The following is a 12,807-nucleotide window of genomic DNA, read 5'->3' on the forward strand; positions in this document are numbered from 1 at the left end:
GGAGGTCATACGTTGAAGCGGAACTCCACGACATCCCCGTCCTGCATCACATAGTCCTTGCCCTCCATGCGGGCCTTGCCCTTCGCGCGGGCCTCCGCCACCGAACCCGACTCCACCAGGTCGTCGAAGGAGATGACCTCCGCCTTGATGAAGCCCTTCTGGAAGTCGGTGTGGATGACGCCGGCGGCCTCGGGAGCCGTGGCGCCCTTCTTGATGGTCCAGGCGCGGGATTCCTTGGGGCCGGCCGTCAGGTAGGTCTGGAGGCCGAGGGTGCGGAAGCCGACGTGGGCCAGGGTCGCGAGGCCGGGCTCGTCCTGGCCGACGGACTGGAGGAGTTCGAGCGCCTCGTCCTCGTCGAGCTCGGCGAGGTCCGCCTCCAGCTTGGCGTTGAGGAAGATCGCCTCGGCGGGGGCCACCAGGGCGCGCTGCTCGTTCTTGAACTCCTCGTCGACCAGCTCGTCCTCGTCGACGTTGAAGACGTAGAGGAAGGGCTTGGTCGTGAGCAGGTGCAGGTCGTGGAGGAGCTCGTTGCGCTCACTGCCCTGGACGATGCCGTGCGCGAAGAGCGTGTCGCCCTTCTCCAGGATCTCCTTGGCCTCCTCGACCGCCTTGACCTTGGGCTGGATGTCCTTCTTGATCCGCGACTCCTTCTGGAGGCGCGGCAGGACCTTCTCGACCGTCTGGAGGTCGGCGAGGATCAGCTCGGTGTTGATCGTCTCGATGTCGTCCTTGGGCGAGATCTTGCCGTCGACGTGCACGACGTTCTCGTCCTTGAAGGCGCGGATGACCTGGCAGATCGCGTCGGACTCACGGATGTTCGCGAGGAACTTGTTGCCCAGGCCCTCGCCCTCGGACGCGCCGCGCACGATGCCCGCGATGTCGACGAAGTCGACCGTGGCCGGGAGGATCCGCTCCGACTTGAAGATCTCGGCCAGTTTGCCGAGCCGAGGGTCGGGGACGCCGACGACGCCGACGTTGGGCTCGATCGTGGCGAACGGGTAGTTGGCCGCCAGCACGTCGTTCTTGGTCAGGGCGTTGAAAAGGGTCGACTTGCCGACATTCGGCAGACCGACGATTCCGATCGTGAGCGACACGTTGCGACTTCCCGTGAGTGGAGAGGGCAGGGGGCCAGGAGACCGGCCGATCCACCAGTCTACGGCGTACCCGGAACCGTCCCGGCGACGTATCGAACGCTTGGCCAAGCCTCGGTCCACGGCGTGTCTGAAGGCCTATTCGGCATATTGAACGACCTAAGTTGGTGCGGTGGAGCGATACAGGACGCGACCTGCCCAGTACGGACCGCGACGTGACCGGCCGCGATCGCACCTGCCGCCGCAGGCGGGACGAGGAACGGGCGGCGGGGCGGTGGGAGCGGTCCGGCAGCCGGGACCGCAGCGCCGTCCCTCGTCGGTACGACGACCCGCCCCCGCGTCGGCGCCCACCGCGGCGAGGTTCCCCAACCCCCGGCTGACCGGGCTGGGCAGCGGGTTGTTCTGCGCGCTGGTCATGTTCCTGCTCGGCGGGCTGTGCGCCGTGCTGTTCGGGGCGTCGCTGACGGCGTACGGCGTGCTGTTCCTGCCGGTGTGCGTGCTGACCGCGGTCTGGGTGCGCCGCGGGGATCTGATGACCGCGCCCGTCGTCGTGCCGATCGCGTTCGCCGTGGGGCTGCTGCCCGTGGCGGACGGCGACGGCGGGGCCGGCGGCAAGCTGATGGGGCTGGTCACGGCGCTCGCGACACAGGCCGGGTGGCTGTACGGCGGCACGCTCGTCGCCGGGCTGATCGTGATCGCCCGGCGCGTCCGCCTGGTACACCGGCGACGGGCGGCGAGTGGGGCACGGCCACCGGTGTGACGGCGGGGGCGTGGACGCCTGTGCGACGGCCGGGCCCCGTGGGCCTGTGCGACGGCCCAGGCCCGTGGGCCTGTGCGACGGCCTGGGCCCGTGGGCCTGTGCGACCACCAGGACCCGCACGCCAGCATGACGGCCAACGCGCGTCCGCCTGTGCGACCGCCAGAGCCCGCCCCGCAGCGTGACCGCCAGGACTCACACCACGCCAGCGTGACCGCCAGGCGTCCGCCGGTGCGACACCGGGAGCGCTTCCGCCTGTGCGACCGCCAGATCCGCCCGCCCTAGTGCCCCGCCGCCCGCATCGCCGCCCCCACGATCCCCGCGTTGTTCTGCAACTGCGCCGGGACGATCTCCGCCTTGATGCCCTCGATGTGCGGCAGGAACTTCTGTGACTTGCGGCTGACACCGCCGCCGATGATGAACAGCTCCGGCGAGAACAGCATCTCGACGTGGGCGAGGTACGGGCGCACGCGGTGCACAGCCCAGTGCTCCCAGTTCATGTCGTGGTCCTCCCGGGCCTTGCTGGAGGCCCGCTTCTCCGCGTCGTGCCCGTCGAGCTCCAGGTGGCCCAGCTCGGTGTTGGGGACCAGGACGCCGTCGACGAAGACCGCGCTGCCGATGCCCGTGCCGAAGGTGAGGACGATCACCGTGCCCCGCCGGCCGCGGCCGGCGCCGAAGTGCATCTCGGCGACGCCCGCCGCGTCCGCGTCGTTCACCACCGTCACCGGCAGTCCGCCCAGCCGCTCGCCGAGCAGCACGCGCGCGTCGGTGTCGATCCAGCTGTCGTCGACGTTCGCCGCTGTCCGGATCGTCGCACCGTCGGTGACCACGCCCGGGAACGTGACCCCGACCGGGCCCGTCCAGCCGAAGTGGTCGACGACCTGCTTGACGCCGTCGGCCACCCCGTCGGGCGTGGCCGGGTGCGGGGTGAGGACCTTGTGGCGCTCCTGCGCCAGGTCGCCCTCGTCCAGGTCCACCGGGGCACCCTTGATCCCGGAACCGCCGATGTCCACGCCGAAGATCTGCATGGCCCTACGTTACGACGAGGGACTGACAGTCACCGGCCGGACGGCGAACCCCGCCCGGCGACTCCCCGATCACTCCCCGATCACTCCTCGATCACTCCGCGGAATCCTCACCGGTTCCGGCGCCGCGGCGCTCGGCGGCCAGCGCCGTCGCCTCCTCGCGCAGGTCGCGGCGCAGTTCCTTGGGCAGCGAGAAGGTGATGGACTCCTCGGCCGCCTTGACGATCTCGACGTCCTCGAAGCCGCGCTGGGACAGCCACTCCAGGACCTGCTCGACCAGCACCTCCGGGACGGAGGCGCCCGAGGTGACGCCGACCGTGGAGACACCCTCCAGCCAGGCCTCGTCGATCTCGTCGGCGAAGTCCACGAGGTACGCCGCGCGCGCTCCGGCGATCTTGGCGACCTCCACGAGCCGCTTGGAGTTGGAGGAGTTGCGCGAGCCGACCACGATCACCAGGTCCGACTCGGCGCCCATCTGCTTCACGGCCAGCTGACGGTTCTGCGTGGCGTAGCAGATGTCGTCGCTGGGCGGGGAGATGAGCTGCGGGAACTTCTCCTTCAGGGCGTCGACGGTCTCCATGGTCTCGTCGACGGACAGCGTGGTCTGGGAGAGCCAGACGACCTTGGACGGGTCGCGCACCTCGACCTTCTGCACATCACCCGGGCCGTCGACGAGCTGGATGTGGTCAGGGGCCTCGCCGGAGGTTCCGATGACCTCCTCGTGGCCCTCGTGGCCGATCAGAAGGATGTCGTAGTCCTCGTTCGCGAAGCGGACGGCTTCCTTGTGGACCTTGGTGACCAGCGGGCAGGTGGCGTCGATGGTGGCGAGACGGCCGCGCTCGGCCTCCTCGTGGACGACGGGGGCCACGCCGTGCGCCGAGAACATGACGATGTTCCCCGGGGGCACCTCCTCCGTCTGCTCGACGAAGATCGCGCCCTTCTTCTCCAGGGTCTGCACGACGTACTTGTTGTGGACGATCTCGTGCCGGACGTAGACCGGAGCGCCGTACTGCTCCAGGGCTTTCTCGACGGCGATCACGGCGCGGTCCACACCCGCGCAGTAGCCACGGGGGGCGGCGAGCAGGACACGGCGGCCAGGCGAAGCAGACATGCGTCCCATCGTAAGGCCGCGTTCGGCGGGTCGAAGATCGCATCCGTGTGGAGTCCCCGGGAAGACTGACCGGGCGTGATGTGAGTGCCGGGTGCGGAGGGCTGAGGCGGAGGCAGAGCACGCTGCCGGAGCCGGGGGTCGCCCGGTGGGTGCGCTCGGTTGTCGGTGGCGGCCACTACTCTCGCGGCATGGCTGTGAACACGTCTCCGGAATCCCCGCTCCCCGTCGGTGAGGTGTCGCGGCTCATCGGGGGGTGGATCGACCGGCTCGGGGCGGTGTGGGTCGAGGGGCAGATCACGCAGTTGTCGCGGCGGCCGGGCGCCGGCGTGGTGTTCCTGACGCTGCGGGACCCGTCGTACGACATCTCGGTCAGCGTCACCTGCTACCGGCAGGTGTTCGACGCCGTCGCGGACGTGGTGAGCGAGGGTGCCCGGGTCGTCGTCCTCGCGAAGCCCGAGTGGTACGCCCCGCGTGGGCAGCTGTCGTTGCGGGCGGCCGAGATAAGGCCCGTCGGGGTCGGTGAGCTGCTCGCGCGCCTGGAGCAGCTGAAGAAGGCCCTCACGCGCGAGGGCCTGTTCGCGCCGGAGCGCAAGAAGCCGCTGCCGTTCCTGCCGCAGCTGATCGGGCTGGTCTGCGGACGGGCCTCGGCCGCCGAGCGGGACGTCCTGGAGAACGCCCGGCACCGCTGGCCCGCCGTGCGCTTCGAGGTGCGCAACGTCGCCGTGCAGGGCGTGCACGCCGTGCCGCAGGTCGTGCAGGCCGTGAAGGAGCTCGACGCGATCGAGGACGTGGACGTGATCATCGTCGCGCGGGGTGGCGGCAGCGTGGAGGACCTGCTGCCGTTCTCCGACGAGCAGCTGATCCGGACGGTGGCCGAGTGCCGTACGCCCGTGGTCTCCGCGATCGGGCACGAGCCCGACAACCCGCTCCTCGACCACGTCGCCGACCTGCGCGCCTCCACCCCGACCGACGCCGCGAAGAAGGTCGTGCCGGACGTCGGCGAGGAGTACGAGCGCGTACGGCTGCTGCGGGACCGGGCGCGGCGGTGCGTGGCGGCGCTGGTGGAGCGGGAGGAGCGCGGGCTGGCCCACGCGCTGGCGCGGCCGTCGATAGAGGACCCGCACCGGATGATCGACGAGCGCGCCGACCATGTGGCGGACCTGCTCGACCGGGGCCGGCGCTGCCTGCGGCACCAGCTGGACCGGGCCGACTCCGAGCTGACGCACACCCGCGCGCGCGTGGTGGCGCTCTCCCCCGCCGCGACCCTGAAGCGCGGGTACGCCGTGCTCCAGAAGACGGACGGGCACGCCGTCCGCGACCCCGGCGAGGTGGCGCCCGGCGAGGCCCTGCGCGCGCGGGTCTCCGAGGGTGAGTTCTCCGTACGAGTGGACACATAGGGTGGGTGGATGACCAGCGAGGTTGATGAGACACCGGGCATGACCGAGGCGCTCGGGTACGAGCAGGCGCGGGACGAGCTGATCGAGGTCGTCCGCCGCCTGGAGGCGGGCGGTACGACGCTGGAGGAGTCCCTGGCGCTCTGGGAGCGCGGCGAGGAGCTGGCCAAGGTGTGCCGGCGCTGGCTGGACGGGGCGCGGGCGCGGCTGGACGCGGCGCTGGCGGAGGAGACCGCGGACGAGGCGGCCGAGGCGGACGCGGAGTAGCACGGGCGGTTCACTGTGAGGTGAGCCACGACACCCCGGGTTTGGTTGAACGTTGAACTTCACTCGCGTACGGTCGAAGACATCAGACGTACCCTCTAGAGAAGGTCCAGAAGGTTCATCCATGTCTCTCGTCCTTGACCCCGCCGCGCAGGACCTGCTGTTCCGCGAGGCCCGCACCGCCAACACCTTCACCGACGAGCCGGTGACCGACGAGCAGGTGCAGGCGATCTACGACCTGGTCAAGTACGGCCCGACCGCCTTCAACCAGACCCCGCTGCGCATCACCCTGGTCCGCTCCCCCGAGGCCCGCGAGCGCCTGGTGCGGCACATGGCCGAGGGCAACCAGCCCAAGACGGCCGCCGCCCCGCTGGTCGCGATCCTCTCCGCGGACAACGAGTTCCACGAGGAGCTGCCGCACCTGTTCCCGGCCATGCCGCAGGTGAAGGACCTCTTCTTCGCCGAGCGCCCGGTCCGCGAGAACGCCGCCACGCTGAACGCCGCCCTCCAGGCCGCGTACTTCATCGTCGGCGTCCGCGCCGCCGGTCTCGCCGCCGGCCCGATGACCGGCTTCGACTTCGAGGGCGTGCGCAAGGAGTTCCTGGACGACGACCACACCCCGCTGATGGTCGTCAACATCGGCCGCCCGGGCCCGGACGCCTGGTACCCGCGCTCCCCGCGCCTGGAGTTCGACCAGGTGGTCACGACCGTCTGACCGACGCACACGAGAAAGGCCCCCGGTGCACGCCGGGGGCCTTCTTCATGCGTACGGAGCCTCACTCCGTCTTCAGCGCGTCCGCCATCTTCGTCAGCTGCGCGAACGACGCGGTGCCCGTCACGACCGTCGTCGAGCCCTTGGTGCCCTCGAGCACCAGCGCGTCGTACCGGCCACCCTCGTAGCGGGTCCAGGTCCGGCCGTCGATCTTCTCGGTCTTCCCCGTCTCCCGCGCGCCCTGGGTCGCCTCGTCGACGAAGACGGGGCGCCGCTGAGTGGACTGCTCGACGGCCACGTACTCCCCTTCGGGATCGTGGAAGCCGAGGTGCCAGGCGTCGAACTCGTCGCCCTGGAAACGGACGGAGGTGGCCTTCCAGGCGTCGGGCAGGCCCTGCGGGGCGGCGATGGGGTACGAGGCGGCGCGGCGTGCCGTGAGCAGCTCGACCCGGTAGTCGACGCGCTTGAGGTCGGGCGGGCTGTCGTCGTGCGGGATGAAGAGGTATATGACGCCCGCCACGAGGACGATGACTCCCATGGAGAGGATCATGTCCCGCGCCGTCTTCTGCTTGCCGTTCGTGCCTGCCACGCCCCCTATCGTCGCAGGTCTCCAGCGCGCTCATCCGTGGGGGCCCCTGCTCATTTTGCCGACTCGGCGATAGAGTCGGGCAACAACACCCTCATCCGGCCGTCGTCGTACAGAAAGGTGCGCTCCGATGACCGAGCATCATCACTTGCCGTCCGAACTCGATGTGCCCTCCGAGGCCCCCGACCGCAACCTCGCCCTGGAACTGGTCCGGGTCACCGAGGCAGCGGCGATGGCCGCGGGCCGTTGGGTCGGGCGGGGTGACAAGAACGGCGCCGACGGTGCCGCGGTGCGCGCCATGCGGACCCTCGTCTCCACCGTCTCGATGAACGGCGTCGTCGTCATCGGCGAGGGCGAGAAGGACGAGGCCCCGATGCTGTTCAACGGGGAGCGCGTGGGCGACGGGACGGGTCCCGAGTGTGACATCGCCGTCGACCCGATCGACGGCACCACGCTGACCGCGAAGGGCATGACGAACGCGATCGCGGTGCTGGCCGCCGCCGAGCGCGGGTCCATGTTCGACCCGTCCGCCGTCTTCTACATGGACAAGCTCGTCACCGGGCCCGAGGCGGCCGACTTCGTCGACATCAACGCGCCGGTGTCGGTGAACATCCGCCGGGTCGCCAAGGCCAAGCGGTCCGCGCCCGAGGACGTGACGGTGGTGATCCTTGACCGGCCGCGGCACGAGGGCATCATCAAGGAGATCCGGGACACCGGCGCGCGCATCAAGCTGATCTCCGACGGCGACGTGGCCGGCTCCATCCTGGCGCTGCGCGAGGGCACGGGCGTCGACCTGCTGCTCGGCATCGGCGGTACGCCGGAGGGCATCATCTCGGCCTGTGCGGTGAAGTGCCTGGGCGGCACGATCCAGGGCAAGCTGTGGCCCAAGGACGACGAGGAGCGGCAGCGGGCGATCGACGCGGGCCATGATCTCGAACGGGTGCTGATGACGGAGGACCTGGTCACCGGCGAGAACGTGTTCTTCGTGGCGACCGGGATCACCGACGGAGAGCTGCTGCGCGGGGTCCGGTACCGGGCCGAGACCGCCACGACCGACTCGATCGTGATGCGGTCGCGGTCGGGGACGGTGCGCAGGATCGATTCCGAGCACCGGCTGAGCAAGCTGCGGGCGTACAGCGCGATCGACTTCGACAAGGGGAAGTAGCGCGCGGAGTCGGATGTACGAAGGGCGTCCCCGGTGCGGTGGGGACGCCCTTTCGTGCTGCTCGGCTGTCAGCCCGCTGCCGCTATGCGGTCTGTCGTCCGGGCCGCCTTCTTCAACTCCAGGTCGCGGCGGCGGCGCCGGGCCAGGACCACGCGGCGCTCGGCGGCGGTGAGGCCGCCCCAGACGCCGTAAGGCTCGGGCTGGAGCAGGGCGTGCTCGCGGCATTCGACCATCACCGGACAGCGGGCGCAGACCCGCTTCGCCGCCTCCTCCCGGGAGAGCCGGGCGGCGGTTGGCTCCTTGGAGGGGGCGAAGAACAGGCCCGCCTCGTCACGCCGGCACACCGCCTCGGTGTGCCACGGGGCGTCTTGATCCCTGTCTCGCGCAGGCACCCGCGGGGCCGGAACGGCAGCTACCAGGGACGAATGCGGCGGTTGCAGCACGGTCTACTCCTGACGACGGCTTCGCGAGCGAGAGACGATGCAGCAAGGCCTACCCGCTGTGCGCGCGCCTATGCACTGAGTTCCGAAGCGCTGGTTTCGCCCCCGTTCCCGGGTTCCGTGGAGCGGCGTCGCCGGTGGACCGATTTGCCCCGGACCCCGACGGATTCGCGACTGTCAATGGTTCAGGTGTTTGCGCAAACTCTTGTCGACCTTGCGCTGCACCCGGTCGAGGATGTCCGCGACGACCTTGCCGCGCCGGGGCCGCGCCTCGACACTGCCGAGGACGGCCCAGCCGTCGACGTAGACGATGGGGGCCTGCGGGTCGCCCGAGTCGAGGGTGTCCACCTCGAAGCTGCCGAGCACGCCGCCGCCCATGCCGCGCAGCGACACGTTCTCCGGGACGCGGATCTCGACGCTGCCGAAGACCGAGAACGACTTGATCATGACCTGCTGGTGGTCGAAGAGCGCCTCGCTGAGGTCTATCTCGACACTGCCGAAGATCGCGTACGCGTGGATACGGCGGCCCGTGCGCCAGCGGCCCTTGCGGACGGCGCTGCTGAAGATCGCGACCACGTTGTCGTCCGGGTCGACGGGGATGGCGCCGGCCGTGGGGCGGTACGGGGCCGGGGCCGGCGAGGGGCCGGGGCCCCGGCGGTGGGCGGCGGGCAGATCCCGTATGAAGACGTCCAGTTCGCCGACCGTCTTGGCGCGCAGCACCCCCTCGACGCGCTCGGCGTGCTCGTCCGCGGTGAGACGGCCCTCGGCGAGGGCGTCGTGCAGGATGTCGGCGATGCGGTCGCGCTCGGCGTCGGAGGCGCGGAGCTCGGAGACGGCGGGCGCGGTCTGCTTCTGAAGGTCCACGACAGCAGCGTACCGAAACACGATAGATCGCGACACCCCTGTGTTGCGGCCGAGTGTGACGAACAGAGCCTTACCTCACGGGCTCGCTGCCGGAGGCAGGTTCTAGGCTGTTGGCGCTCGCCAAAGGAGGCGGGCCGCCGTCCGTCGAGTGAGGAATGGGCTGAGATGCCTGAGTTCGCGTACACCGATCTGCTCCCCCAGGGAGAGGACACCACCCCCTACCGGCTGGTGACCTCCGAGGGCGTTTCCACGGTCGAGGGGCCGGACGGGCGGACCTTCCTCAAGGTGGAGCCGGAGGCGCTGCGCAAGCTCGCCGAGGAGGCCGTCCACGACATCCAGCACTACCTGCGCCCGGCCCACCTCGCGCAGCTGCGCCGCATCATCGACGACCCCGAGGCGTCCGGCAACGACAAGTTCGTGGCGCTGGACCTGCTGAAGAACGCGAACATCGCGGCGGCGGGCGTGCTGCCGATGTGCCAGGACACGGGCACGGCGATCGTGATGGGCAAGCGCGGCCAGAACGTGCTGACGGCGGGCCGCGACGAGGAGGCCCTCTCCCGCGGCATCTACGACGCCTACCAGAACCTCAACCTGCGCTACTCGCAGATGGCTCCGCTCACCATGTGGGAGGAGAAGAACACCGGCTCCAACCTGCCCGCGCAGATCGAGCTGTACGCGACCGACGGCGGCGCCTACAAGTTCCTGTTCATGGCGAAGGGCGGCGGCTCCGCCAACAAGTCGTTCCTCTACCAGGAGACGAAGGCCGTCCTGAACGAGGCCTCCATGATGAAGTTCCTGGAGGAGAAGATCCGCTCGCTGGGTACGGCGGCCTGCCCGCCCTACCACCTGGCGATCGTCGTCGGCGGTACGAGCGCCGAGTACGCGCTGAAGACCGCGAAGTACGCCTCCGCGCACTACCTGGACGAGATCCCGGCGGAGGGGTCGGCGCTCGGGCACGGCTTCCGGGACAAGGAGCTGGAGCAGAAGGTCTTCGAGCTGACGCAGAAGATCGGGATCGGTGCGCAGTTCGGCGGCAAGTACTTCTGCCACGACGTGCGCGTGGTCCGCCTGCCCCGCCATGGCGCCTCCTGCCCCGTCGCCATCGCCGTGTCCTGCTCCGCCGACCGGCAGGCCGTCGCGAAGATCACCGCCGAGGGCGTCTTCCTGGAGCAGCTGGAGACGGACCCGGCGCGGTTCCTGCCGGAGACGACGGACGAGCACCTCGACGAGTCCTCGGACGTGGTGAAGATCGACCTCAACCAGCCGATGGACACGATCCTGGCCGAGCTGACGAAGTACCCGGTCAAGACCCGCCTCTCCCTCACCGGCCCCCTCGTCGTCGCCCGCGACATCGCGCACGCCAAGATCAAGGAGCGGCTGGACGCGGGCGAGGAGATGCCGCAGTACCTGAAGGACCACCCGGTCTACTACGCCGGTCCGGCCAAGACGCCTGAGGGCTACGCGTCGGGCTCCTTCGGCCCGACGACGGCCGGCCGGATGGACAGCTACGTCGAGCAGTTCCAGGCGGCGGGCGGCTCCAAGGTGATGCTGGCCAAGGGCAACCGCAGCAAGCAGGTCACCGACGCCTGCAACACCCACGGCGGCTTCTACCTGGGCTCCATCGGCGGCCCGGCGGCCCGTCTGGCCCAGGACTGCATCAAGAAGGTCGAGGTCGTCGAGTACGAGGAACTCGGCATGGAGGCGGTCTGGAAGATCGAGGTCGAGGACTTCCCGGCGTTCATCGTCGTCGACGACAAGGGCAACGACTTCTTCCAGGACCCGGCCCCGGCGCCGACGTTCACGTCCATTCCGGTACGGGGTCCCGGACTCGCCTGAGAACGGCGGTGACGGTTCGCCTCCACGGGGAACAGTGGTCGCGTCGCGGACGCTGTGACACGTGGAGGTGATCGTCGATGACCGACGAGCAGGACAGGACCGAGTACCGCACCGAGCACGACTCCATGGGCGAGGTGCGGGTGCCCGCCCACGCCAAGTGGCGGGCCCAGACCCAGCGGGCGGTGGAGAACTTCCCCATCTCCGGACAGCGCATCGAGCGCGCGCACATCGAGGCGCTGGCCCGGATCAAGGGGGCGGCGGCCAAGGTCAACGCCGAGCTGGGGGTCCTGGACAAGGACATCGCCGGCGCGATCCAGGAGGCCGCCGGTGAGGTCGCCGAGGGCAAGTGGGACGCGCACTTCCCCGTCGACGTGTTCCAGACCGGGTCCGGGACCTCGTCCAACATGAACACCAACGAGGTCATCGCCACGCTGGCCACCGAGCGGCTCGGGCGGGCCGTGCACCCGAACGACCACGTCAACGCCTCCCAGTCGTCCAACGACGTGTTCCCGTCCTCGATCCACATCGCCGCGACCGCCGCCGTCACGCGTGATCTGATCCCCGCCCTGGACCACCTCGCCGCCTCCCTGGAGCGCAAGGCCGAGGAGTTCTCCGATGTAGTGAAGTCGGGGCGGACCCATCTCATGGACGCCACGCCCGTGACGCTGGGGCAGGAGTTCGGCGGGTACGCCGCCCAGGTGCGGTACGGGATCGAGCGGCTGGAGGCGTCCCTGCCCCGGCTCGCCGAACTGCCCCTCGGCGGTACGGCGGTCGGCACCGGCATCAACACCCCGCCCGGTTTCTCCGCCGCCGTGATCGAGGAGGTCGCCCGTACGACCGGGCTGCCCCTCACCGAGGCGCGTGACCACTTCGAGGCGCAGGGCGCCCGGGACGGCATCGTCGAGACCAGCGGGCAGCTGCGGACGATCGCGGTCGGGCTGACGAAGATCGCCAACGACCTGCGGTGGATGTCCTCGGGGCCGCGCACCGGCCTCGCCGAGATCGCCCTGCCCGACCTCCAGCCCGGGTCCTCGATCATGCCGGGCAAGGTGAATCCGGTCATCCCGGAGGCCGTGCTGATGGTCGCCGCCCAGGTCGTGGGGAACGACGCCACCGTCGCCGCCGCCGGTGCCGCCGGGAACTTCGAGCTCAACGTCATGCTGCCCGTCATCGCGAAGAACGTGCTGGAGTCCGTGCGGCTGCTCGCGAGCGCCACGCGGCTGCTCGCCGACCGGACCGTCGACGGCATCACCGCCAACCGCGAGCGGGCGCGGGAGTACGCCGAGTCCTCCCCGTCCGTCGTCACGCCGCTCAACAAGTACATCGGCTACGAGGAGGCCGCGAAGGTCGCCAAGAAGGCGCTGGCCGAGCGGAAGACGATCCGTCAGGTCGTGCTGGACAGCGGGTACGTGGAGCGCGGGGACCTGACCCTGGAGCAGCTCGACGAGGCGCTGGATGTCCTGCGGATGACACACCCGTGACGGTTCGCCGCGCGGGCGCGACCGGCGCGTGAACCGTGACACGCGCCGCAGCGTCGTATGGCCATGGCACCTAATATCTGT

General features: G+C 70.1%; 13 protein-coding genes. 7 read left to right on the forward strand and 6 right to left on the reverse strand.

Annotated elements, in window-relative coordinates; translation table 11 throughout:
* Positions 1–5: 5 nt before the first annotated feature.
* Positions 6–1,094 carry a redox-regulated ATPase YchF gene (ychF, locus tag SCNRRL3882_RS14200; RefSeq protein ID WP_010049068.1) on the reverse strand — a complete coding sequence of 363 codons (1,089 nt, stop codon included), beginning with the start codon at positions 1,092–1,094 and terminating at the stop codon, positions 6–8.
* Between the two features lie 169 nt (positions 1,095–1,263).
* Between ychF and SCNRRL3882_RS14205 the strand changes: the two genes are divergently transcribed.
* On the forward strand, positions 1,264–1,851 hold the full coding sequence (locus SCNRRL3882_RS14205) for a DUF6542 domain-containing protein (protein WP_102514797.1): 588 nt from the start codon (positions 1,264–1,266) through the stop codon (positions 1,849–1,851).
* A 278-nt stretch (positions 1,852–2,129) separates the two neighbouring features.
* On the opposite strand, the gene ppgK is transcribed toward SCNRRL3882_RS14205, so the two are convergent.
* A complete protein-coding gene (gene ppgK, locus SCNRRL3882_RS14210; protein ID WP_010049064.1) occupies positions 2,130–2,876 on the reverse strand; it encodes a polyphosphate--glucose phosphotransferase in 747 nt (248 codons plus the stop codon).
* Positions 2,877–2,967: 91 nt separating this feature from the next.
* Positions 2,968–3,993: a 4-hydroxy-3-methylbut-2-enyl diphosphate reductase gene (locus SCNRRL3882_RS14215; RefSeq protein WP_078603017.1), complete on the reverse strand. Its 1,026-nt coding sequence runs from the start codon at positions 3,991–3,993 to the stop codon at positions 2,968–2,970.
* Positions 3,994–4,172: 179 nt separating this feature from the next.
* Here SCNRRL3882_RS14215 and xseA point away from each other — a divergent pair, with 179 nt between their 5' ends.
* The 3 genes from xseA to SCNRRL3882_RS14230 all read left to right on the forward strand — a co-directional run bounded on the left by xseA (position 4,173) and on the right by SCNRRL3882_RS14230 (position 6,357).
* Complete coding sequence (xseA, locus tag SCNRRL3882_RS14220; protein WP_010049058.1) at positions 4,173–5,381, forward strand: exodeoxyribonuclease VII large subunit; 1,209 nt, start codon at positions 4,173–4,175, stop codon at positions 5,379–5,381.
* A 9-nt stretch (positions 5,382–5,390) separates the two neighbouring features.
* Entirely contained in the window at positions 5,391–5,645 is a 255-nt protein-coding gene (locus SCNRRL3882_RS14225; protein ID WP_029181820.1) for an exodeoxyribonuclease VII small subunit, read from the forward strand.
* Positions 5,646–5,766: 121 nt separating this feature from the next.
* On the forward strand, positions 5,767–6,357 hold the full coding sequence (locus SCNRRL3882_RS14230; RefSeq protein ID WP_010049054.1) for a malonic semialdehyde reductase: 591 nt from the start codon (positions 5,767–5,769) through the stop codon (positions 6,355–6,357).
* 61 nt (positions 6,358–6,418) lie between these two features.
* Here SCNRRL3882_RS14230 and SCNRRL3882_RS14235 read toward each other — a convergent pair whose 3' ends face one another.
* Entirely contained in the window at positions 6,419–6,943 is a 525-nt protein-coding gene (locus SCNRRL3882_RS14235) for a DUF4245 domain-containing protein (protein ID WP_010049052.1), read from the reverse strand.
* Positions 6,944–7,070: 127 nt separating this feature from the next.
* On the opposite strand from SCNRRL3882_RS14235, the gene glpX reads away from it, so the two are divergent.
* Positions 7,071–8,105 (forward strand): class II fructose-bisphosphatase, encoded by a 1,035-nt coding sequence (gene glpX / locus SCNRRL3882_RS14240; RefSeq protein ID WP_010049051.1) that lies wholly within the window; start codon positions 7,071–7,073, stop codon positions 8,103–8,105.
* A 68-nt stretch (positions 8,106–8,173) separates the two neighbouring features.
* Here the strand turns inward: glpX and SCNRRL3882_RS14245 are convergent, their stop codons facing one another.
* Together SCNRRL3882_RS14245 and SCNRRL3882_RS14250 are read right to left on the reverse strand one after the other, a co-directional pair.
* Positions 8,174–8,548 (reverse strand): WhiB family transcriptional regulator, encoded by a 375-nt coding sequence (locus SCNRRL3882_RS14245; protein ID WP_029181819.1) that lies wholly within the window; start codon positions 8,546–8,548, stop codon positions 8,174–8,176.
* Between the two features lie 174 nt (positions 8,549–8,722).
* Positions 8,723–9,409, reverse strand: coding sequence for a DUF1707 SHOCT-like domain-containing protein (locus SCNRRL3882_RS14250; protein ID WP_010049046.1), 687 nt, complete (start codon positions 9,407–9,409; stop codon positions 8,723–8,725).
* 165 nt (positions 9,410–9,574) lie between these two features.
* On the opposite strand from SCNRRL3882_RS14250, the gene SCNRRL3882_RS14255 reads away from it, so the two are divergent.
* The gene (locus SCNRRL3882_RS14255) at positions 9,575–11,245 is read left to right on the forward strand and encodes a fumarate hydratase (RefSeq protein ID WP_010049045.1); all 1,671 of its coding nucleotides are present in this window, start codon (positions 9,575–9,577) and stop codon (positions 11,243–11,245) included.
* 77 nt (positions 11,246–11,322) lie between these two features.
* Entirely contained in the window at positions 11,323–12,726 is a 1,404-nt protein-coding gene (locus SCNRRL3882_RS14260; RefSeq protein ID WP_010049044.1) for a class II fumarate hydratase, read from the forward strand.
* The last annotated feature ends 81 nt before the right edge of the window (positions 12,727–12,807 follow it).

Source organism: Streptomyces chartreusis NRRL 3882, from assembly GCF_900236475.1.
Classification (GTDB): Bacteria; Actinomycetota; Actinomycetes; order Streptomycetales; family Streptomycetaceae; genus Streptomyces; species Streptomyces chartreusis_D.